Genomic DNA, 22,019 nt, shown 5'->3' with positions numbered 1-22,019 from the left:
TTGCCAAAGTGCAAGCAACAGGGACAATGATGCGGTGAACAGGAGTAACAGCGGCGCCAACCTGCCGACACTGCGCAGCCACAACGCGGCGCTGGTGCTGGATCTGCTGCGGGTGGCGGGCGAGCGCGGCATCAGCAGGCTCGAACTCGCCGAGCGCACGGGGCTCACGCCGCAGGCCGTCAGCAAGATCACCGCCCGGCTGCGGGCCGAGGGTCTGGTGGCCGAGGCGGGCCACCGGGCCTCCACCGGAGGCAAGCCGCGCACCGTGCTGCGACTGGTGCCCGACGCCGGTCACGCGGTCGGTCTGCACCTGGACCGCGACGAGCTGACGGTGGTGCTGGTCGACCTGGCCGGCACGGTCGCCGCGAGCCGTACCGCGCCGCTGGATTTCGGCGCCCCGGCGGACGAGGTGGTCGAGGCGGCGGCGGGCGCGGTCGCGGCCGTGCGGGACGCGGTCCCGTCCGTGCGGGGTGCGGTCGCGGCCGTGCGGGGTGCGGTCCCGGCCGTACGGGGTGCGGTCCCGTCTGTACCGGACGAGGGGGCGCGGCGCGCGGGCCGGCCGGTGCTCGGGGTCGGCGTCGCGGTGCCGGGGCCGCTCGACCACCGGGGCGGAGTGCTCCACCGCGTCACCGGTTTCCCGCAGTGGGACGGCTATCCGCTGCGGGACGCGCTCGCCGCGCGGACCGGACTGCCCGTCGTCGTCGACAAGGACACCAACGCCGCCGCCCTCGGGCTCGCGCTGCACGCGGCGACCGGCGGCGACTTCGCGTATCTGCACCTCGGGACGGGACTCGGCGCCGGGCTGGTCCTCGGCGGGAGGCTGCACCGCGGGACCCGTACCGGGGCCGGTGAGTTCGGGCACCAGACCGTCCAGCTGGACGGGCCGGAGTGCGGCTGCGGGGGGCGCGGCTGCATCGAGGCGCTCTGCCTCGCCGCCGTCGCCCGCGGCGATGTCGCGGAGGCGGCCCGGGTCCTGGGGACCGGCGCCGCCAACCTCGTCGGGCTGCTCGACATCGACCGGGTGGTGCTCGGCGGCCGTACCGTCGCCGCCGGTCCCGGCGCGTACGTACGGGGCGTCCGCGCCGTGATCGACGAGCGTGCCCGGCGGGGCGGCATCGAGGCGGTGCCGGTCACCGCCGTCGGGGGAGGGGACCGGCCGGTCGCGGAGGGGGCCGCGCAGCTGGTCCTGGCCCCGCTGTTCGGACGGGTCGGAGGTGCGGACGGGGGGTGAGCGGGGCGGGGCGGGGCGAGCGGATCCGGTTGCGCGGCTGTCCGATCGCGCGGCTGTCCGGTGACGCGGCCGATCGCACGGTTGTCCGGTAGCGCGGCTGTCCGGTTGCGCGGCTGTCCGGTGGCGCGGCTGTCCGGTGGCGGAGGCCGAATGCCCGGACGCGGGGTGTGACTGAGCCGATCGAGCGTTTCCGGACCGTCGGCCGGGCGGGCTTCCGGCATGTCGGTGCCGGGCGCCTCGCGCGTGGGTGACAGCCTCGCGGCCCAGAACCGGTGAACTCCGGCGCACAGGGCTGGGCGGATGCCGAAGATCCCGGCCGGACTCGCGGCGGCCGGCCCGCACGTCGCCCGCGCCTCGTGGTGGTACGCGCCGGCCGCCGTTCCCCGGTCCGGCCGAGCTCTTCGGCATCCTCCCGGCCGACCGTTCCGCGAGCAGCGAAGGGCGACCCCGCATGTCTCCGAAACCACCCCCGTCGGACACGCCGTCCGCCACGCCGTCCGCGTCCGCACCCCTGTCCGACCCGCGGCAGGCCCGCGTGAACGACACCGCACCGGCAGCCCCCGCGTCCGGCTCCGGCTCCGGCCCCGCGTCCGGCCCTGGTTCCGGCTCCAGCTCAGGCCCCGGCTCCGCGTCGCTTCCCGCGTCCATTCCCACGTCCAGTCCGGTGTCCGTCCCCCTGGCCAGCGCCGCCTCCATCCCCGTGTCCCTCACCTCCGCCGGTCCTCCCGCGCCGCACTCGTCCTGGTCCCCACTGCCCGGCCGGACGCGGCACGGGCTCGCGCTCGGGCTGGCTGCGGCGAGCATGGTCCCCGCGGTTCTCGGCGGTGCCTCCGCCGCACCTGCCTCCGCCGCGCAGCCGGCCGGCCCCGTCTCGAAGCCGGACGACACCATCACCGCCGACCAGCAGCCCGCCTGCGGTGCTCCGGAGGCGAACGACTTCCCGATCAGCACCCGCATCCGCGGCGGCCCGGACACCTACGCACCGGGCGGCGGCTACGGAACCTGGCTCCTGGACCTGACCAACACCACCACCGAGTCGTGCCGGGCCATCCACCCGGTGCTGGTCCTCACCGACGAGGGCCGGAAGCTGACCGCCGCCCAGATCCAGCTGGAGTTTGCCGAGCCGTCCCGTCCCGATGTGGAGCACCGCGTCACCTGGGAGACCACCGACCAGGACGAACACGTCGGAGTCTTCGGCGGCGACGGCGCCGACGACTTCGCCGGTTTCACCGTCCCCGCGGGCCGCACCGTCACCGTCGAGGTCCGGATGGCGTTCACCTCCGACACGGCCCCGGGCAGGATCACCGTCAACGCGGCGATCGTCCAGCGGCATCGCGTGGCGAGCGGCGGGGCCGGGAAGGACGACGGGGCGTGGGTCGGCGAGTCCGACGACTACCCGTTCACCGTCGTCGAGGGCGACGTCCCCGAACTGGCCCGCACCGGCCCGGCCCTCCTTCCGTACCCCGGCATCACCGTCGCCGGATTCCTGATCGGTGGCGGGGCGCTGGTGATCCGGTCCCGCCGCATGCGCCGCCCACGCTCCCGGCCCCGCCACTGAACCGCACTTTCACCAGCGTTCATGTCCGTCTGCCACCATCGGGCCCGTGGACTACCCGCACGGCCAGACACCTGGCGCACCCATCCGCTCCGGCATCCCGGAGCACGGCCGCATCCCCAAGTACTACGCCGTCAAGGCTCATGTCTCCCTCCTCATAGAGGAGTTGGGCGAAGGCGGCATGCTGCCCACCGAACGCGATCTCGCCGAGCTGGCCAAGCTGATGGACGGCGTCGAGGTCTTCGAGCCCGACTGGTCGGATATCGGCACCCAGCTGAACACGTACGTCGACGCATGGAAGTCGGCCACCGGCAGCTGACGGCAGCCCGCCGGCACCTGCCGCACGGGGCCCGCCGGTACCTGCCGCACGGGGCCCGCCGGTACCTGCCGCACGGGGCCCGCCGGTACCTGCCGCACGGAGCCCGTCGGCCCCCGTCGCACGGAGCGCGCCAGCACCCGTCGCGTGGAGCCCGGAGCCTGTCGCCCAGCAGCCCCCGGCGCGCGGGACGAACCTCCGGTAGATCATCACGGATAAGTAACGGGTCCGGACCGTCTTTCCCGGCCAGGCGTCCGGCTGTGTCTGCCCGTCGACCGGACAGCCTAAAATCGGGGGCGTCGGCGCTGCACAAGGCGGTGCCGCCGGCGTCCCCGCACACGGCGTACGGCAGGAGTCCCACATGGCAGAGCGCAAGCCGATCTCATCCTGGCTCACCGACATGGACGGAGTCCTGATTCACGAGGGAACGCCGATCCCCGGGGCGGATGCCTTCATCAAGCGGCTGCGGGACTCCGGGATGCCCTTCCTGGTCCTCACGAACAACTCGATCTACACCGCCCGCGATCTGCACGCCCGCCTCGACCGCATGGGCCTCGACGTGCCCGTGGAGAACATCTGGACCTCCGCCCTGGCCACCGCCCAGTTCCTGGACGACCAGCGGCCCGGCGGCACGGCGTACGTCATCGGCGAGGCCGGGCTCACCACCGCCCTGCACGACATCGGCTACGTCCTGACCGACCACGACCCCGACTACGTGGTCCTCGGCGAGACCCGTACGTACAGCTTCGAGGCGCTCACCAAGGCGATCCGGCTGATCAACGGCGGCGCCCGCTTCATCTGCACCAACCCGGACGAGACCGGCCCGTCCGCCGAGGGTCCGCTGCCCGCCACCGGGTCCGTCGCCGCACTGATCACCAAGGCCACCGGCAAGGCCCCGTACTTCGCGGGCAAGCCCAACCCGCTGATGATGCGCACCGGGCTCAACGCGATCGGCGCCCACTCCGAGTCCAGCGCCATGATCGGCGACCGGATGGACACCGACGTACTGGCCGGGCTGGAGGCGGGAATGCAGACGTTCCTGGTCCTCACCGGGCTCACCGCCGTCGCCGATATCGACAAGTACCCCTTCCGGCCGTCCACGGTCGTCGATTCCATCGCCGACCTGGTCGGCCTCGTCGACGTGGCCTGAGCCCGGCGGGGCACCGGTTGGCAGGCCGGGGCGAGAGGGGGCCGGGCGGTCCCTGCCGGGCCGCCCCCGCGCTTCTGCGGATGCGAAAAGCCGGAGCAGGCGTGAACCTTCCCTCAGGAGGTTTACGATGCGTTCCATACCGCTCACGTTCTGTGCTTTAGCGGTCGTCGCGGCGGCGCTGGCGCCGGCTTCCGCGGCCCAGGCCGACTCCGGCACCGGGTCCGATCGCGGAACGGGCTCGGGCTCCCGCACCGCCCTCTCGGTGTCCCCGCCCTCTCCCGCCCCCGGCGGCGCGGTGGATCTGCGGCTGGACAGCTGCGAGGGCAAGGAGGCCAAGGGCAGCTCCGGCGCCTTCGCCTCCGAGGCGCGTTTCTCGCCCGCCGCGGACGGGGGCCTCTTCGCGGAGGCCCGGATCAGCTCGGACGCCTCCCCGGGTGACCACGAGATCCGGGTCGTCTGCGCGGACGCCAAGGGCACCGAGACGTCCGGCACGGTCACCGTCGCCGACCGCGGCCGGGCCACGCCCCGCGCCCCGGTCAGCGCGGGCGGTGGCGGCACCGCCGCCCGCACCCACAAGGAAGTCCAGCAGGACGGCCCCGGCATGGTGCACGCGGTGATCGGCCTGGTCCTGGCCGCCGTCGCGGTCGTCGCCGTAGCGTTCCGCAGAGTGCGCCGTCGCCGTTCGGCCTCGGACTGACATGTCCGGCCACGAGCGCCCCGAAGGTCACGGCCGACTGCTCACCGGAGTGGCCTGGGCCGTCCTGCTGATGGGTCTGTGGCTCTGGGGCCGCGACATCACCGACGGCTCCGGCGCCAGCTCCGCCCCGACCACCGGCGACATCGCCGCGGTCGGGCGCCCGCTCGGCGTCCCGCTGCCCCCGCCGCACGACCCGATCGAGGGCGCGGTGCCGCGGCGGGTCGAGATCCCGTCCATCGGCGTCGAGGCCCCCGTGGTCGCCCGCGGTCTGGACGAGGACGGAGCGATCGAACCGCCGCCGTTCGACACGCCCCAGACCGTCGGCTGGTACAGCAACGGCGCCGAGCCCGGCGCGAAGGGCCCCGCCCTCTTCGTCGGCCACGTCGACACCAAGACCGAGCCGGCCGTCTTCTACGGACTGAGCGCGGCCCGCCCCGGTGCCACGGTCGAGGTGACCCGCGCGGACGGCACGGTCGCCGAATTCACCGTCGACGACGTCCAGGTCTTCACCCGGGAACGCTTCAACGCGGACAAGGCCTACGGCCCCCGCAAGGACGGCCGCGCCGAACTCCGCCTGATCACCTGCGGCGGCACCTACGACCGGGCCTCGGACTCGTACGACGCGAACGTGGTCGTCTCGGCCTATCTGACCGGCGAGAAGTCCGGGCGCGGCGGCCGTACCCGACGTCCGTAACTTGCAGGTTGCGGCGGCCGGGCCCGACATCTGTAACTTGCGGGACGCCGCGGTCGGTACGGACTACGACAAGCGGCTCTTGGCGAAGGCCGGCGGCCTCCCGCGCTGACGCGTAACTGCCCCCTTCCGTCCCGCCCCCTTCCGTCCTGCCCCCTTCCGGACTCCCCTCTCCGCATCCACCAACTGCGAGGCGCATGGGCGTGGTTGGCGCCGATGGCCCTGGACACATTGCCCGGCCCCGACCTTGACAGCAGGGCGAAACGCGCGGGTTGCGCGGAGACGTGCGTGAGAACCTTCGATCCGCTGAGTAATTAGATCGTGACTGTGTGTCTACTATGCGCCCGCTATACGTCCGCCGTGCGTCCGCTGTGTGTTGCCTGTGTGTTCCGCGAAAACGGCGGCGCGGGGGCCGGGTTCGGAAACGAACAAGGTCCCCTCACGCTCGGTGAGGGGACCTTGACTCTGCGTGCGCCGCCAGGGACTCGAACCCCGGACCCGCTGATTAAGAGTCAGCTGCTCTAACCAACTGAGCTAGCGGCGCCTGCTGACCTGGAGAACTCTACCTGAATCCGGAGTGTGCTCCTGACCACTTCCCGTCCATCACGGCCTGTCGGATGGTCGTTTTTTCTCTTCAGTCCGTCAAAATGCGACATGTCACAAGAGTTGAGACACTGGCGCCCGTGCAGATGCACCCAGAGATCTTGAAGAGTGCGGAGGGGAATCGCATGACTGTGCCGGCTTTCGAGGAGTACGTGCCCGCCATCGACTGCACCTGTGCGGGGTGTGCCGCGCAACGGCGGGCCGCCGCGAGCGGCCTGCCCGTGCGGTCCGGAGGTCATCCGGCCGCCCATGGTGCGCGGCGCGCGCTGGTGCTGGTCACCGCGGCCGGAGCGGTGCTGAGCACCGGCGTGGCCGAGGCGGCGAGCGTGCCCGGCGACCGGGCGGCGGACGCGGCCGGAGCCGCCCGGACGGACGGGGCGACGGCGTCGGTGGACACGGCGGACGCGGCGGACGCGGATCCGGACAGCCCGCAGGGTGTCCCGGGACCGGTGCGGGGCACGGGGGCCTCCGGCCCACCCTCGTCCATCGTCACCGTCTCGCTGCGCAAGACCAGCCGGGCCGCCATCATCAACCGCGCGAAGAAGTGGGTGTCCGCGCAGGTTCCGTACAGCATGAACAAGTACTGGTCCGACGGATACCGGCAGGATTGCTCCGGCTTCGTGTCGATGGCCTGGAACCTGCCCGGCAACGAGTGGACCGGCAGCCTCTCCACGTACGGGACACGGATCGCGCGGGAGGATCTGCAGCCCGGCGACATCCTGCTCTTCCACAACCCGGCCGACCCCTCGAAGGGCTCGCACGTCACGATCTTCGGCGGCTGGACCGACTCCACGCACACCTACTACACGGCGTACGAGCAGACGAGGCCGCACACCCGCAAGCAGACGACGCCCATGGCGTACTGGTCCAACTCCGGCAAATACGTCGCGTACCGCTACAAGGGGCTCAGCGGCGGGAGCGGCGGAAACGGTGGCAGCGGTTCGCCGACCACCACGTTCCCGGGCACCGGGAAGTTCGGCTCCGGAGCCAGCAACAAGTACGTCACCCAGCTCGGACAGATGCTCGTGGAACGGGGTGGCGGGCGTTTCTACAAGGTCGGCCCCGGGCCGGGCTGGGGCGACGCCGACCGGCGTGCGACCCAGGCGTTCCAGAAGGCCCAGGGCTGGAAGGGCAAGGAAGCCGACGGCGTCCCCGGCCCCGCCACCTGGCGGCTCCTGGTGAGCGGGACCGGTCGCGACATCCCCGCTGCCGGCGGCGGAAGCGGGGGCGGGAGCGGGAGCGGGGGCGGCTCCAACTCACATGCGAAGTACCCCGGCCGGGGCTATTTCCGGCCCGGTCAGTCGAGCAGCCATGTCGAGAGGCTCGGCAAGCAGTTGGTGAAGAAGGGATACGGCAAGCACTACCTGACGGGACCGGGGCCCCGGTGGACCGAGGCGGACCGGCGCAATGTCGAGGCCTTCCAGCGGGCCCAGGGCTGGCGAGGCGGAGCGGCTGACGGCTACCCCGGTCCGGAGACCTGGCGGCGACTCTTCGCGTGATACGACGGACAGGCATGACGGAGGCGGGAATGGGATCCACGGTGTCGGACAGCTCCGGAACCCCGGGCAACGGGCGGGAACGGGCAGAGGCAGGGGCTGGGGCAGGGGCTGGGAAGGATGTGCCGGTGCCGGGTCCGGTTCCGGTGCGGGGTCCGGAAGGGGCGGCCGGGCGCGACGGCGCGGGGGACCCCGACCGTGAGAAGGCTCCGGCTCCGGGGGGCGGTGTGGGGCCGGTGACCGACGCGGGTCCGGGCTCGGGCGCGGGGCGGGAGGACGGGCCGGACCCCGTGGTCGACCTCGTGCCGTCCCTGGTGCCCGGTGAAGACGAGGTCTCCGCCCTCGGTGCGACCTCGGCCCCGGTGCCGGTTCCGGCCGCGGGCAGCGCAGCCGGCCCGGCCGCGACGCCCGGCACCGTGCCCGCCGGGGACCCGGTGCCGGGCACCGCCCCCGTGCCGGCCCTGGCCGGTCACCGCACCGGGCCCGGTTCCGGAGCCCCGCCCCTGGCCGCGTTCCCCTCCCCGCACCGTGCCGCATCCGTCCCGGGCCCCGGCCCCGGAAGTACCGTCCCCGGCGGTGCCGGGGAGGGGCAGTCCGCCGACACCCCGTGGGGGACCGGGCGGCGGCGCGCGGTCATCGGCAGCGAGCGGACCGCGACCATCCCCGTACACCTGCTCTTCCGCGAGGACGTCGAGCACGCCGATGCCGCCGCGCTCCCCGACGGCGTGCCGCGGCGGGAAACCGGAGGCCGACGGCCGGTCGTGGGGGTGCCACGGCGGGCCGTGGCGAGGGGGCCGCAGGTGCGGCCCTCGACGCGGCCGGCGCCGGCCGGCGATCCAGGGCTGTCCGAGCGGTCGGGCCCCGCGCTGCCCGCCTGGGCGGCGCTGCTCGCCGGGCTGGCCGGGATTGCCGCCGGAGGCGCCGTCCTCTGGTGGGTCGGCGCGCTGCCCGCCACCGTGCTCGCCCGGCTCGGGCTCGACTCGCGTCCGTACGACGGGATCGGTCCCGGCGCCTGGGCGGCGCTCGCCGCACTGGGGACGATGGTGCTCTTCGCGCTCGGCGGCCTGAGCCGGGGGCGGGTCGGCTATGCCTGGGTGCTGACGCTCTTCGGCGAGTACCGGGGGAGTGTGCGGCGGACCGGGCTGATGTGGATCAGCCCGCTGCTGCTGCGCCGCCGGGTCGACGTACGCCTGCGGCACTGGCGCAGCGAACCGCTGCCCGCAGTGGACGCCAACGGTACGGCGCTGCGCGTCGTCGTCCTCGTCGTGTGGCGGGTCAAGGACACCGTCCGGGCGACGCTCGGGGTCGAGGACCATGAGACGTATCTGCGCGAGCAGGTCGAGGCGGCGATGGCCCGGGTCCTCTCGCAACTGCCCGCCGACGCCTTCCACGAGGACGCGCACACCCTGCGCAACGCGGAGGCGGTCGGTGACGCGCTGACCCGCATGCTGAAGGCGGACTGCGAACCCGTCGGCATCGAGGTGTACTCGGCGCAGCCGACCGGAATCGAATACGCGCCGGAGGTCGCCGCGGCCATGCAGCGCCGTCGCATCGCCGCCATCGACGCCAAACACCGTGACAGTGTCCTGACTTCGGTGGTTGACGCGGTGGACGACACTGTGAACCGGCTGACCGCGAGGGGGCTCGTGGAGCTGGACGACTACGAACGGAAGTCGCTGGTCAAGGACTTGACGGTGGCCTTCTACACCGGACGCAGTGGCGGAGAGGGTGCCTGACGGCCCGCAGGGGGTGCTCCGGCGGCGAAGCGGAATCCAACCTGAGCGTCTGGAACATCGCCGACACGGCGAACGCGTTCTACGCGTGCTCCGATGTGCAGTTCTGACGCCTAGTCGGTCGCTGGGATTCCCGCGTCCTCCTCGGCCGCGGGACGCCAGTACAGCGAGGGGTCGGGGTGGTCGACGAAGCCGAGGTCGCGGTAGAGCGGTTCGCCCTCGGCGGATGCGTAGAGATCGACCCGGGCCACCTCACGTTCCCGGAACCAGTCGAGCAGGCCCTCCAGGATCGCGCGGCTGTGACCGCGCCGCCGGTACGCGGGGTCGGTGACCACGCCGATCACGTGCCCGATCCGCCCATTGCGCAGGTGCGGGCCGGGCAGTCGCTGCTCGACGGTGCCGATGCCGCAAGCTGCGAGCCCGCTGCCACCGTCCACGACCAGGATGCGCACGGCATCCGCGGCCATCTGTTCCTTCAGTACCGAGGCCAGCGTGTCCAGCCAGTCGTCGCTTCCCGTCGCGGGGGCGAAGAAGTCGCCGCCGAGGTCCTCGAACAGCAAGGCCCGCAGGCGTACGAGCTCCGCGGTGTCGTCCTCGACCGCCTGCCGCAGTCCGGTGTGGTCTCCCATGCGTTCTCCCATGCCGCTCAGCCTGGCGTAATGGGCTTATGCACCTCAACCCTTACCGGTGTCCATGTTGTGAACCCGGCCGCGGACCTGGCCAACCGGTGGCCGGAGCGCCGAGGAGGGCGCACCCGGACCACCGGGGAACTCCCGACCCGGATCATCAGCTCGTCAGGGCCAGTTCGTCCCGGTCCGCCACCGCGGTCCGCCGCCGCAGCAGCGTCCCGGCCAGCACCGCCCCCGCCAGCAGCAGCGCGGCCCCGGCCGCCGAGGCGTACTGCATGCTGTGCACGAAGGCCTCCCTCCCGATCGAAATCAGTGAACCGTCCCCCGTCGCCACCGCGCCCGCCAGCGTCTTGCGGGCGTCCTGAGGAGCGGAACCCGGCATGTCGGCGGTGTAGACGGCCGTGGCGACCGCACCCAGCAGGGCCATCCCCATCGCACCGCCGAACTCCTGCCCGGTCTCCAGCAGCGAGGCCGCCGAACTCGCCTTCTCCGGCGGGGCGGTGGACAGCGCCAGGTCCGAGACGAGTGCCATCACCGTGACGATGCCGCAGCTCATCACGGCGCACCCGCCGAGCAGCAGCCACAGCGAGTCCGTGCCGGTCAGGGCGAGGACGGCGAAACCGGCGGCGGCGATCACGAATCCGGCGCAGATGACGCGTGTACGGCCGGTCCGCTGGGCGATCGCCGTGGCCGTCGGGGCGGCGGCGCCCACCGCCAGTGACGGGGCCAGGCTCCACAGCGCGGCTTCCATCGTGCCCATGCCGAGCACCGACTGCAGATACTGCGTGGTGAAGAACGAGGATCCCATCATGGCGAACGCGGCCAGCGCGTTCAGCCCGATCCCGGCCGCGAAACCGCTGTTGCGGAACAGTTCCCGGCTGATCATCGCGTTGCCGTGGCCGCGCTGACGGCGGACGAAGAACCAGCCGACGAGCAGACCGGCGGCGATGATCAGCGTGTTCCGTACATCGAGCCCGTGGGCGGCGCTCTCCTTGACCCCGTAGACGACGGGCAGCACCGCCCCCATCGACAGCGGCACGCTCAGGAAGTCGAACCGGCCGGGGGCCGGGTCCTTGAACTCCGGTACCAGCACCGGCACCAGGACCAGCAGCAGCACCATGGCCGGCACATTGATCAGAAAGACCGAGCCCCACCAGAAGTGCTCCAGCATGACCCCGCTGAGCACCGAGCCGAGCGCGATCCCACCGGCCATGGCGCCCGACCAGATGCCGACGGCCCGGCCGCGCTGGCGCTCGTCGCGGAACATGTTCCGTACGAGCCCCATCGTCGAGGGCATCAGCGTCGCTCCGCCGATCCCGAGCAGGGCGCGGGCCGCGATCAGCATCTCGGGGCTGGTGGAGTACGCGGCGGCGACGGACGCGGCACTGAACGCGAACGCGCCGAGAAGCAGCAGCTTGCGGCGGCCGATCCGGTCGCCGAGCGAGCCCATCGTGATGAGCAGACCGGCCAGCGCGAAGGCATACACATCGAAGATCCAGAGCTGCTGGGTGGCGCTGGGGGCGAGATCCCGGTCGATGGACGGGATCGCGAAGAAGAGGACGGAGACATCCATCGAGACGAGGAGGAGGGGCAGCAGGAGAACCACGAAGGCGGTCCATTCCCGGCGGCCGGCGAGGGGGCCGTGCTCGGCGGTGGTGCGCGTAGTGTTCGGCATGCCTGAGAATGTACGGACGTATAAAACACTTGTCTAGTACGAGTGTGTAAAACGTTCGTACATCTCGTTGGGCAGCAAAAAACGCACTGGGCGGTTCACGTGTGTACGTGAACCGCCCAGTGCGTTGTCTGTGCGCCGCCAGGGACTCGAACCCCGGACCCGCTGATTAAGAGTCAGCTGCTCTAACCAACTGAGCTAGCGGCGCCTGCTGACACGAAAATAATACCTGGTCCTGAGGGGTGCCGATGACACCCGGAGCGAATGAGGTTATAGGTGGGCATATACGACCGAATCGAGCAGGTCTGTGCGGGCCTCACCGGATCCCCGCTCCTTGGATCTCTGGCTTGAGTCGCGCCGGGCTCGCGGGATCCGGCCTGAGCAGTATTCGGCCTGAGCAGTATTCGGCCTGAGCGGGATCCGGCCTGATCCGAACGGAAGTCCCTAGAGCGCCAGCGACAGCAGCACCGGCGCCGCCCGTCGATTCAGGGTGTCCGCCGCAGTGCGCAGGCGATGCGCATCCTCGATCGGCAGGGACAGGGCCAGGCATCCCGCCGACGATCCGGCCGTCAGTGGTACCGCCGCGCACACCGTGCCGACCGCGTACTCCTGGAGGTCGAGCACCGGGGCGGTCGCCGGCTGGCTGTCCAGTTTGGAGAAGAGCACCCTCTCGCTGGTGATCGTCCGGGAGGTGAGCCGGGCCGTCTTGTGGCGGGAGAGGTGATCGCGGCGCCCGTTCCGGTCGAGCTGGGCCAGCAGGCACTTGCCGACCGCCGAGGCGTGCGCGGAGGACCGGAAGTCCACCCACTCGTTGACCGCGGGGGTGTGGGGACCGTCGGCGTACTGCGTGACCCGGATCTCGCCGTCCACGTACCGGCTGATGTAGACCGCCGCGCCGACCGAATCGCGCAGCTGCGTCAGCAACTGCTGGAGCCTGGTCTCCAGGGCCTGTCTTCGGGCCGTCCCGGAGCCGAGGAGCAGCAGCGAGGACCCGATGACGTACGCGCCGTCGGTGATCTGCTCGACGTATCCCTCGCGGCGCAGCATCAGCAGGAGGGAGGTGAGATGCCCGAGGGACAGTCCCGTCTCCCGGGAGATCTGGGTGTCCGTCACGCCGTTGCCGTGCGCGGAGACCGTTTCGAGGACTCGAAGGGCGTACTGCACCGAAGGGAACGGTGCGGTCGGTTCGGGCTTCAACGTCACGGTTTCCCCCAGCCAGGTTGTGACCGCAAGCTCTGCCCTCACGATAGCCGCCAAGGGTCCGGTGCGGGGCGGCTGTTGGCGAGATATCGATGCGCCCCGGCTCCGTCAGCTGGGGCGCATCCTTATGGCATATGCCAGAGTCATTGGCGGACGACGAGTGGTGAGGTCACAGCACCGCGGTGAGGAATTCGCGCGTGCGTTCATGCCCGGGATCGGAGAAGATTTTTTCCGGTGAGCCGGATTCGACCACACGTCCGGAGTCGAACATCAGTACCGTCTCCGAGACATCGCGGGCGAAGTTCATCTCGTGGGTCACACAGAGCATGGTGATGTCGGTGCTCCTGGCGATGTCGCTCAGCAGCTCCAGCACGCCGGCCACCAGCTCCGGGTCGAGCGCGGACGTCACCTCGTCCAGCAGCAGGATCTCCGGCTGCATCGCCAGCGCGCGGGCGATCGCCACCCGCTGCTGCTGTCCGCCGGAGAGCTGCGAGGGGTGCGCGTCGATCTTTCCGGAGAGCCCCACCAGGTCGAGCAGCTCGCGGGCACGGGCCTCCGCCTCGTCGCGGTCCATGCCCAGCACGCTGACGGGGGCCTCGGTGATGTTCTGCAGCACCTTCATGTTGGGGAAGAGGTTGAACTGCTGGAAGACCATGCCGATCTTCTTCCGGGCCTCGCGCAGATGCTTCTCGGTCGCCGGCCGCAGTGACCCGTCGGGCGCCTTGACGTGGGACAGCGGGGCGCCGTCCACCCAGATGACGCCGTCGCTGACCTTCTCCAACGTCATCAGCAGCCGCAGGATCGTGGTCTTGCCCGAGCCGCTGGGCCCGATCAGGGTGACGTGCTCGCCGCGCCGGACCGAGAAGTTGAGCCGGTCCAGGACGACGTGGTCGCCGTACCGCTTCACCACGTCGTCGAAGCGGACCAGCGGGGGGCCGGATGCCGTGGTGGCCGCGACCGCGGCGGAGTCCTCGGGACCTGTGGCCGCCGTCTTCTGCAGGGGGAGGGGTTCAGTGGCCAAGGCGCTTCTCCAGCTTTCTCATCAACAGCGACGTGGGGTAGCTCGCGATCAGGAAGACCAGTCCGGCGAGCGTGAATGCCTCGGTGTACGCGAAGTGGTCGGCACCGTACTTCCGGGCCTCGAAGACCATCTCCTGCACCGTGATCACGGCGAGGAAGGGGGTCTCCTTGAACATCGAGATCGCGTAGTTGCCGAGGGCGGGCAGCACCTTGCGCACCGCCTGCGGCAGGATCACCGCCTGCCAGGTCCGCCGTGGGGTGAGCGAGAGTGCCCGGCACGCCTCCCACTGGCCCTTCGGCACGCCGTCGATCCCGGCGCGGTACACCTCGGAGGTGTACGTGGCGTAGTGGATGCCCAGTACCACGATACCGATCACCAGCGGCTCCACCGAGGTGAACAGGGCGGCCGCGCCGACCAGTTGGACGAGCAGCGGGGTGGACCGGATGAACTCCATCAGGACTCGCACCGGCACCGTGACGAACCGGCTCGGGGCCCGTCCGGCGACCGCGATGGCGAGTCCGAGCACCGCGGCGACGAGCGTGCCGAGCACGGTCGCGAGCAGCGTGACCTCGAAGCCTCTGAGTACCAGGGGAAGCGCGTCCCCGGCGGCGTTCCAGTCGAAAGCGCTCACCGGGCACCACCTCCGGCCGTAGCCGCGACGGCTTCCGTGGCGCTGCGGCTGCGCAGCAGCGAGCCCGCACCGGTCGCCAGGCCGAGCCGTCGCTTGGCGCTCCGCTCCAGCAGGTTCATCAGCAGGGTCAGCGCGTACGCCAGGACGAAGTAGACGACCAGCAGGGTCACATACGCGGTGAGCGTCTCACCGGTGCGGTCGCGCAGCTGCTGGATCACGGTCATCAGGTCGGCCGCGGAGATCAGCCACAGCAGCGGGGTGCACTTCAGCAGCTGGATCAGCAGATTGGTGAAGGACGGGATCATCTGCACCCAGGCCTGCGGAAGGATCACCTTCCGCATCCGGTGCAGTGGCGTCATGTTCAGCGCGACGGCCGCCTCGTACTGGGAACGAGGTACGGAGTTGATCGCACCGCGCACCACTTCGGCGCCGTACGCACCGTAGTTGAGGCCGAAGGCGACCACACCGCAGAGCAGCGGCGTCAGTTCGTAACCGGTCAGCGGCGGCATCGCGTAGTAGAGCCAGAACAGCTGGATGTAGAGCGAGGTGCCGCGGAAGAACTCCACCACCACACGGGACACACCGCGCGGCACCAGCAGCCGGCTGACCGACATCAGGCCGAGGAGGAAGGACAGGAGCAGGGCGAGCAGCGCGCCGAGGACGGTGGCCTGGAGAGTAACCCACAGCCCGGCGCGCAATTGCGGCAGATCGTCGAAGAAAGCGGCGAAGAAGTCACTCATGCGGTGCGTTCCGTCCCCGTCAGCCCTTGCACAGATCGGCCGTCTTCAGGGTGGCCGGCGGGAGCTCGGTGGCCCCGAAGCCGTAATCCTGGAGCAGGCTCACATAGCGCGAGCTGTCCGAGACGATCTTCTTCAGTTCGCGGTTGAAGGCGTCCCGCAGATCCTCGTTGCCCTTGCGGAAGACGGCGCCGCCGGGGCTGTACTGCTTCTTGCCGTCGAGTTCCGGCAGGAAGGCCTCGGTGACCTCGGTGTCGGGGTTGGTCTTCGCCAGCCAGCGCAGCGAGATGCCGGTGAGCAGGAACGCGTCGATCCGGCCGCCCTTGACCGCGTCGGCGCCGTCCTGCGGCTTCTGCAACGCCTTGATCCGGTCCTTCGCGATGCCGGCGCCCTCGGCGTACGCGCCCTCGACGGCACCCGACATCACACCGATGGTGATCCCGGCGGCCTTCGCCGACGCCAGGTCGGTGACTTTCTTCGGGTTGCCCTTCCGCACCATCAGCGCGGTGGGCGAGATGAACTCGGGCTCGGAGAAGAGGGCGTTGGCGCAGCGCTCCGGTGTGATCGCCATGCCGGCGCTGACCACGTCGTACTTGCCCGCCTGCAAACCGGGGATCAGGCCGTCCCACTCGGAGAGCGTGGGCTTCAGCTCGTCGACACCGAGCGCCTTGAAGATCTCCCGGTGCAGCGTGGGCGCCTCGCCCTTGAGCTGCTTGCCCTCCAGATACCCGTACGGGGCCTCATTGGCGTACGCGACCCGGACGAATCCCTGCTTGCGGAGCTTTTCGAGCGCCCCCGCGCCGTCCGCGGAACCGGCGTCGGTCTTGCTGCACGCGGAGATGAGACCGGGAACGACGAGCAGGCCGCCCACGGCCGCCGATCGGTTGAGAAAGCTCCGGCGGGACAGTTTCGGGAAGTCAGCCATGGTTCGCAATCTCCTGGAGCGGTGGAACAGTCAGGACTGGGAGAGCGCCTGCCCGATCCCGTACGTCTATGCAGGAAGCGGCCGCCTGTGATCGAACGGTGTCCGGAGGGTGACCTTCCCGTGTCCGACCGCGGGCGGAGTGCGACGGCGGGTGCGCGGCGGGTATTCCCCGGCGCGGAACGTCCGCTGATCGGGTGTCATGAGCGGATGTCCGTCGCGGGGAAATGAAGTAACCATCAGGGATCCAGCAGCCACCAGGAATGAAGCAGCCATCAAGAATGAAGCAGCAACATCAGGAATGAAGTGGCCATCAGGGATGAAGTGGCCGTCATCCCTTGCCGGTTGGGGTCACTCGCTCCGGTCCCGTACGGGGACGTAACCGCGCTGCTTGTCCACCACGTTCGGCAACGGCTCCCCGGCCGACCAGAGTTCGAACATCTTCACGAACTGTTCGCTCAGCCGGTCGCGCCAGCCCGCCGTGTCGCCGCTCATGTGCGGCGACACGATCAGATCCGGTACGTCCCAGAGCGGGCTCCGCGGCCCCAGCGGCTCCTGCTCGAAGACATCGAGCGCCGCGCCCGCGATCCAGCGCTTGCGCAGTGCGGCGACCAGATCGGCCTCGACGACCAACGGGCCGCGCCCCACATTGATGAAACGGGCCGACGGCTGCATCAGCCCGAAGAACCGTGCGTCGAACATGGAGCGGGTCGATTCGGTCAGCGGCGCCGCGCAGATCACCCAGTCGGCCATGGCGGCCAGCCGGTCCAGATCCGCCACGCCGTGGATGGTGCGCCGTGCCCTGCGCCCCACGAGCGCCACTTCGACCCCGAGGGCGATCAGCTGCCGGGTGATCTCCCGCCCGATCGGGCCCGCGCCGACGACCACCGCGCGGCTGCCCGCCAGTTCCGTGCTCTCGCGGTGGCGCCACAGCCGCCGGCGCTGGAACTCCAGCGTGCCGGGGAGATCCTTGGCGAACGCCAGCACCAGGCCCGTCACATACTCGGCGACCGGCCGCTCGAAGATGCCCCGCGCGTTGGTCACGACCGTGTCCGAGGCCGCCAGCTCCGGGCAGAGCAGCCGGTCCACGCCCGCGCTCGCCGTGTGCACCCACGCCGGGCGCGGCCCGTCGCCGGGCCAGGCGGCCCGTACCGCGTCGGAGGTGAAGTCCCACACCAGCAGGACGTCGGCCTCCGGGAGCCGGGCGGCGAGTCCGGCCCCGTCCGTGTACCGGACGGCGGCCCGGCCGGTCAGCCGGCCGAGGCGTGGCGACGGGTCGGCGTCCAGGACGAGCAGGGTGGGCTCTGGCATGAGAGGCGGTCGCTCCGCTGCGTCTGGGATGGGCGGCCCGACCACGCTCGCACCCGCGCCCGCCTTCGTCAACAGGTCGCGGTGGGGGTGGCGGCGTATGGGGGAATACTGGGGAGAGATGGGGTAATGCGGGCATCCGCAGAGACAGGAAGGGTGGACATGACGACCCTCGGTTTTCTCTACCCGGGCCACCACTTCGCGGAGGACGACTTCCCGCGGATGGAGGTCCTGCTCGACGCCGTCAGACTGGTCGTGAACCACACCGACGTCGACGAGGACGCCTACACGGCCGACGCGCTGATGCGCACCGGAAGGCCCGAACGGCTCGCCGCCGGGGTGGCGGAGCTCCAGCGCGCCGGTGTCGAGTCCGTGGTCTGGACGAGCAGCAGCGGCAGCTTCCTGTACGGCTGGGAGGGCGCCCACGAACAGATCGCCGCCCTGGCCCGGTCGGCCGGCGTGCCCGCCTCCAGCACCGCGTTCGGCTTCGTGCACGCGGTTCGGGAGCTGGGCGCCGCCCGCGTCGCCGTGGCCGCGACCTACCCCGAGCACATCGCCGCGCTGTTCACCGCCTTCCTGCACTCCGCGGGCATCGAGGTGGCCGCCGCCCACGCCGCGGCTCTCGCCTCCGCCGCCGAGGCCGCCGCCTGGGAGCTGGACGAGGTGAAGGAACTCGCCCTGGCCGCGGACCGGCCGGAGGCGGAGGTGATGCTGCTGCCCGACACGGCCCTGCACACCGCCTCGCACGTGACGGAGCTGGAGGAACTCCTCGGCAAGCCGGTCCTCACCGGGAACCAGGTGGCGGTCCGGGAGGGGCTGCGGCTGGCGGACCGCCGGGCCTGGTCCCCGAGGCTCGGCAAGATCTTCGCCGAGCGCGAGGCGCCCCCGGCCCCGGTCGCCAGATGGGGCAAGGGCCGGGAATGGGCGCGCAGCGGCAGGAAGGGGCGGCCCGGCCGGTGGGCGGAATAACCGACGGGGGAATAAACGGAGACCACCTCCTGTTGTGCTCTTCCGGACGTACGAGCGGACGTACGGGCCGTGCGCAGGCGCATGACCGGAGAGGGCCAGGACGTGGACGAGATTCGAGCCGACGAGATCCGAGGCAAGGCGGAGGGGACGGCCACCGTTCCGATCTCCGTGCTGGACCTGGTGACCGTGGGCCAGGGCCGCACCGCCGCCCAGGCGCTGCGCACCGGCGTGGACATCGCACAGCTCGCCGAGCGCCGTGGATTCCACCGCTACTGGGTCGCCGAACACCACTCCATGCCGGGCGTCGCCTCCTCCTCGCCCGCCGTGATCCTGGCCCACCTCGCCGCACACACCGAGCGCATCAGGCTCGGCTCCGGCGGCGTGATGCTGCCCAACCACGCGCCCCTCGTCATCGCCGAACAGTTCGGCACCCTTGAGGCCATGGCCCCCGGCCGCATCGACCTCGGCCTCGGGCGCGCCCCCGGCACCGACGGCGCGACGGCGGCGGCCCTGCGCCGCACGGACCGCCTCAACGAAGGGGCCGAAGACTTCCCGCAGCAGCTCGCCGAGCTGACCCGGTTCCTGGACGACGACTTCCCCGACGGCCACCGCTACGCCCGTATCCACGCGGTTCCCGGCCCGGTCCAGGCCACGGCCGAGGGCGGTGTCCAGTCCCCGGCCCGCCCGCCGGTCTGGCTGCTCGGCTCCTCCGGTTTCAGTGCGCGGCTGGCCGGAGTGCTCGGCTTGCCGTTCGCCTTCGCCCACCACTTCTCGGCCCAGAACACGGTGCCGGCCCTCGACCTGTACCGGGAGTCGTTCCGGCCGTCGGCGGTGCTCGACGCCCCGTACGCCCTGATCGGTGTCTCGGCCCTGGCCGCCGACGACGAGCGCGAGGCCCGCCGCCAGGTGCTCTCCGGCGCCCTGTCCATGGTGCGCCTGCGCACCGGCCGCCCCGGCCTGGTCCCGACGCCCGAGGAGGCGGAGGCGTACGCCTTCAGCCCCATGGAGCGCGAGTTCGTCGACAACTGGCTGGTCAACATCGTCCACGGCACGTCGGACGAGGTGCGTACGGGCCTCGACGACCTGGCCAAGCGCACCGGCGCCGACGAGCTGATGATCACCGCCAACGCCCACGGCGGCGAGGCCCGGCTGCGCAGCTATGAATTGATCGCGGACGCCTACGGGCTGCCGACGGCCTGACCCGGACCCCCGGTGTTCCGGCCCCACGGGGGACGGAACACCGGGGTTCAGACCTTCAGCTTCCCGCTGCCGATCAGTTCGGCGATCCGCTCCGGGGCCACGGCGCGCGAGTACAGCCAGCCCTGCCCGGTGTCGCAGCCGATCCTGCGCAGCCGTTCGGCCTGTCCCGCCGTCTCCACGCACTCCGCGGTCACGGTCAGGCCCAGGCGGTGGGCCAGGTGCACCATCGCCTCGACGATCGTCTCGTCGGCAGGGCTGGGGCGGTCGCCGTCGTCGTAGCGGAAGCCGCGTACGAACGAGCCGTCCAGCTTCAGTACGGAGACCGGCAGCCGGCTCAGGTAGGCGAGGTTCGAGTAGCCGGTCCCGAAGTCGTCGATGGCGATCCGCACACCCATGTCGCTGAGCGACTGGAGGGCCTGGAGCGGGCGGCCCGCCGAGCCCATCACCGCCGACTCGGTCAGCTCCAGCTGCAGCAGCGCGGGATCGAGGCCGGTCTCGGCGAGGATCTCCGCGACATCGGTGACCAGGTCGGAGTCCCAGACCTGCCGTACGGCGACGTTGACACTGATGAACAGCGGCGGCTCGGCCGGGTGGTCGAGCTGCCAGCGCCGGGCCTGGCGGCACGCGGACCGCAGCACCCAGCGGCCGAGCTGGACGATCGAGCCGTCCTCCTCGGCGATCGCGACGAACCGATTCGGCGTGAGCAGGCCGAACTGGGGGTGGTTCCAGCGGACCAGGGCCTCCACCCCGCGTACGACTCCGTCGGCCATGCCGACCAGCGGCTGGTACTCGATGGTGAACTCGCCGCGCTCGACGGCGGGCCGCAGATTGGAGGAGAGCGTCTGCCGGGTCATCCGGTGGGCGTTGCGCTCCGGGTCGAAGACCGTCCAGCGGGCCTTGCCGTCCGCCTTCGCCCAGTACAGCGTGGTGTCGGCGGCCTGCATCAGACCGGTCGCCGAGGTGCCGGCCACGGGCCGTTCCACCACCCCGATCGAGGCCGAGACGGAGATCCGCTGCCCGCCCAGGTCGAAGGGCTGCTGCAGCGCGGCCAGCACGGTGCGGGCCAGCTCGGTGAGCTGCTGCGTACCGGCGGAGTCCTCGACCAGGATCGCGAACTCGTCGCCGCCCAGGCGTGCCACGAGAGGGGAGCCGGGACGGTGCCGGCGCTCCTGGGCCGCGCAGTCGGTGAGCCGTGCGGCGACCGCGGCGAGCAGCCGGTCGCCGATCCGGTGGCCCATCGTGTCGTTGACGGCCTTGAAGCCGTCGAGATCGAGGTAGCAGAGCCCGATCCGGCCCCGTTCGGCGACACGGTCGTCCTGGTACGGCGGGGTCTCCAGGGCGGCCGACAGCCGTTCGAAGAACAGCATCCGGTTGGGCAGACGGGTCACCGGGTCGTGCATCTGGAGGTGACGCAGCCGTTTCTGCAGTTCACGGCGGTCGCTGATGTCCGCGACGGAGAGCAGTACGCGGCCGGGACCGGGCCGCGGGGCGTCGGCCCGGCCGGCCTCCGGTTCGGGCATGGGCACGACGGTGACCTCGGCCCACAGCGAGCGTCCGTCGGGGTGCTTGAGCCTGCGGGTGCAGCGGAACCGTGAACGCCGGCCGTGCAGCACCTCGCGGTACGCGTGCCAGGTGCGGCCGTCCGCCGCGAGGTCGAGCAGGTCGGCCGCCGACTGGGCGGTGAGTGCCGCGGCGGAGAGGCCGAGGAGGCCGCCGAGCGCGTCGTTGGCGGCGACGACCAGACCCTCGTGGTCGACGACGGCCATCGGGAGCGTGGCGGCCCGGAAGGCGGCCCGATAGCCGTGCGGCTCGGATCCCCGGGCCCCGGCAGGAGGCCATGGGGTGTGACGCTCCGTGACCGATGGTCCTGTGGCGTGTGGGGGTCCGACCGCCGTGGACCTGGGTCCTTCGGAGGTTCCGCTCACCGTTAGCTCCCGCCGTGCAGTTCTTTCCTGAACAGGTGTGGCCGCACTGGCCCGCCGCACGGAGCGCCGCTCGTGAAAGGCGGAAACCACGCGGGAAAGCCTGGTGAAGCATAGAGGCTGGCACGTCGGCCGTTCCAGCGCCCCACCCCTCCGCGCTCCGCGTTCGCCCCGCATGGGCCAGTCGCACACCGATCTCGTTCGCCCCCGGGTGATCGCTTCTGAGCGGTTCCGTTCTCTCGCGGCACCCCTGTGATTGATTGTGACTGTCCGTAAGAGTGAATGCCTCGGACGGCTGCTGACTCGACTGGGGCAGCCCAACAGGACGAAAGCCTC

18 protein-coding genes, 2 tRNA genes and 2 pseudogenes are annotated in these 22,019 nt (G+C 71.3%); 11 read left to right on the top strand and 11 right to left on the bottom strand.

What is annotated here, in order from left to right; all coding sequences use genetic code 11:
* Nucleotides 1–34 precede the first annotated feature (34 nt).
* From ACF08M_RS01970 to ACF08M_RS01940, 7 genes and pseudogenes are all read left to right on the top strand, one after another.
* A complete protein-coding gene (locus ACF08M_RS01970) occupies nt 35–1,231 on the top strand; it encodes an ROK family protein (protein ID WP_392183286.1) in 1,197 nt (398 codons plus the stop codon).
* 664 nt (nt 1,232–1,895) lie between these two features.
* A complete protein-coding gene (locus ACF08M_RS01965; protein WP_392183285.1) occupies nt 1,896–2,789 on the top strand; it encodes a hypothetical protein in 894 nt (297 codons plus the stop codon).
* A gap of 46 nt (nt 2,790–2,835) precedes the next feature.
* Nucleotides 2,836–2,997: pseudogene (locus ACF08M_RS01960) on the top strand (GntR family transcriptional regulator); the annotation flags it as partial.
* Nucleotides 2,995–3,105 (top strand): annotated as a pseudogene (locus ACF08M_RS01955) (2-aminoethylphosphonate ABC transporter substrate-binding protein); the annotation flags it as partial. The pseudogenes ACF08M_RS01960 and ACF08M_RS01955, both read left to right, overlap by 3 nt.
* Nucleotides 3,106–3,463: 358 nt before the next feature.
* Nucleotides 3,464–4,252, top strand: coding sequence for an HAD-IIA family hydrolase (locus ACF08M_RS01950; protein WP_392183284.1), 789 nt, complete (start codon nt 3,464–3,466; stop codon nt 4,250–4,252).
* A 127-nt stretch (nt 4,253–4,379) separates the two neighbouring features.
* On the top strand, nt 4,380–4,949 hold the full coding sequence (locus tag ACF08M_RS01945) for a hypothetical protein (protein WP_392183283.1): 570 nt from the start codon (nt 4,380–4,382) through the stop codon (nt 4,947–4,949).
* A gap of 1 nt (nt 4,950) precedes the next feature.
* Nucleotides 4,951–5,643, top strand: a complete 693-nt coding sequence (locus ACF08M_RS01940) for a class F sortase (protein ID WP_392183282.1) — start codon at nt 4,951–4,953, stop codon at nt 5,641–5,643.
* Between the two features lie 467 nt (nt 5,644–6,110).
* On the opposite strand, the gene ACF08M_RS01935 is transcribed toward ACF08M_RS01940, so the two are convergent.
* Nucleotides 6,111–6,184: transfer RNA gene (locus tag ACF08M_RS01935), tRNA-Lys, on the bottom strand.
* A 184-nt stretch (nt 6,185–6,368) separates the two neighbouring features.
* On the opposite strand from ACF08M_RS01935, the gene ACF08M_RS01930 reads away from it, so the two are divergent.
* Both ACF08M_RS01930 and ACF08M_RS01925 read left to right on the top strand, forming a co-directional pair.
* Nucleotides 6,369–7,742: a peptidoglycan-binding protein gene (locus ACF08M_RS01930; protein ID WP_392183281.1), complete on the top strand. Its 1,374-nt coding sequence runs from the start codon at nt 6,369–6,371 to the stop codon at nt 7,740–7,742.
* A 233-nt stretch (nt 7,743–7,975) separates the two neighbouring features.
* Nucleotides 7,976–9,475 (top strand): SPFH domain-containing protein, encoded by a 1,500-nt coding sequence (locus tag ACF08M_RS01925; RefSeq protein ID WP_392183280.1) that lies wholly within the window; start codon nt 7,976–7,978, stop codon nt 9,473–9,475.
* A 110-nt stretch (nt 9,476–9,585) separates the two neighbouring features.
* On the opposite strand, the gene ACF08M_RS01920 is transcribed toward ACF08M_RS01925, so the two are convergent.
* The 9 genes from ACF08M_RS01920 to ACF08M_RS01880 form a co-directional block, all read right to left on the bottom strand.
* Nucleotides 9,586–10,113 carry a GNAT family N-acetyltransferase gene (locus ACF08M_RS01920; protein WP_392183279.1) on the bottom strand — a complete coding sequence of 176 codons (528 nt, stop codon included), beginning with the start codon at nt 10,111–10,113 and terminating at the stop codon, nt 9,586–9,588.
* Nucleotides 10,114–10,258: 145 nt separating this feature from the next.
* On the bottom strand, nt 10,259–11,776 hold the full coding sequence (locus ACF08M_RS01915) for an MFS transporter (protein WP_392183278.1): 1,518 nt from the start codon (nt 11,774–11,776) through the stop codon (nt 10,259–10,261).
* 131 nt (nt 11,777–11,907) lie between these two features.
* Nucleotides 11,908–11,981, bottom strand: a tRNA-Lys gene (locus tag ACF08M_RS01910).
* Between the two features lie 236 nt (nt 11,982–12,217).
* Entirely contained in the window at nt 12,218–12,976 is a 759-nt protein-coding gene (locus ACF08M_RS01905; RefSeq protein ID WP_392183277.1) for an IclR family transcriptional regulator, read from the bottom strand.
* A gap of 166 nt (nt 12,977–13,142) precedes the next feature.
* Nucleotides 13,143–13,994: an ectoine/hydroxyectoine ABC transporter ATP-binding protein EhuA gene (ehuA, locus tag ACF08M_RS01900; protein ID WP_392183276.1), complete on the bottom strand. Its 852-nt coding sequence runs from the start codon at nt 13,992–13,994 to the stop codon at nt 13,143–13,145.
* Nucleotides 13,984–14,625 carry an ectoine/hydroxyectoine ABC transporter permease subunit EhuD gene (gene ehuD, locus ACF08M_RS01895; RefSeq protein WP_392183275.1) on the bottom strand — a complete coding sequence of 214 codons (642 nt, stop codon included), beginning with the start codon at nt 14,623–14,625 and terminating at the stop codon, nt 13,984–13,986. Before ehuD ends, ehuA begins: the two co-directional genes overlap by 11 nt.
* Nucleotides 14,622–15,365 carry an ectoine/hydroxyectoine ABC transporter permease subunit EhuC gene (gene ehuC / locus ACF08M_RS01890; protein ID WP_392183274.1) on the bottom strand — a complete coding sequence of 248 codons (744 nt, stop codon included), beginning with the start codon at nt 15,363–15,365 and terminating at the stop codon, nt 14,622–14,624. The genes ehuD and ehuC overlap by 4 nt, the downstream gene beginning before the upstream one ends.
* Nucleotides 15,366–15,384: 19 nt before the next feature.
* Nucleotides 15,385–16,287, bottom strand: a complete 903-nt coding sequence (gene ehuB / locus ACF08M_RS01885; protein WP_392183273.1) for an ectoine/hydroxyectoine ABC transporter substrate-binding protein EhuB — start codon at nt 16,285–16,287, stop codon at nt 15,385–15,387.
* Nucleotides 16,288–16,635: 348 nt separating this feature from the next.
* Complete coding sequence (locus ACF08M_RS01880; RefSeq protein WP_392183272.1) at nt 16,636–17,595, bottom strand: D-2-hydroxyacid dehydrogenase; 960 nt, start codon at nt 17,593–17,595, stop codon at nt 16,636–16,638.
* Between the two features lie 159 nt (nt 17,596–17,754).
* Here ACF08M_RS01880 and ACF08M_RS01875 point away from each other — a divergent pair, with 159 nt between their 5' ends.
* Both ACF08M_RS01875 and ACF08M_RS01870 read left to right on the top strand, forming a co-directional pair.
* Complete coding sequence (locus ACF08M_RS01875) at nt 17,755–18,561, top strand: decarboxylase (RefSeq protein ID WP_392183271.1); 807 nt, start codon at nt 17,755–17,757, stop codon at nt 18,559–18,561.
* Between the two features lie 81 nt (nt 18,562–18,642).
* Nucleotides 18,643–19,761 carry an LLM class flavin-dependent oxidoreductase gene (locus tag ACF08M_RS01870; protein WP_392183442.1) on the top strand — a complete coding sequence of 373 codons (1,119 nt, stop codon included), beginning with the start codon at nt 18,643–18,645 and terminating at the stop codon, nt 19,759–19,761.
* A 47-nt stretch (nt 19,762–19,808) separates the two neighbouring features.
* On the opposite strand, the gene ACF08M_RS01865 is transcribed toward ACF08M_RS01870, so the two are convergent.
* Nucleotides 19,809–21,686 (bottom strand): putative bifunctional diguanylate cyclase/phosphodiesterase, encoded by a 1,878-nt coding sequence (locus ACF08M_RS01865; protein WP_392183270.1) that lies wholly within the window; start codon nt 21,684–21,686, stop codon nt 19,809–19,811.
* Nucleotides 21,687–22,019 lie beyond the last annotated feature (333 nt).

The sequence above is a fragment of the Streptomyces sp. NPDC015032 genome (assembly GCF_043080425.1).
Lineage (GTDB): Bacteria > Actinomycetota > Actinomycetes > Streptomycetales > Streptomycetaceae > Streptomyces.
The sequence above is the reverse complement of the archived record's forward strand: the minus strand, read 5'-3'. Positions and strand labels throughout refer to the sequence as shown.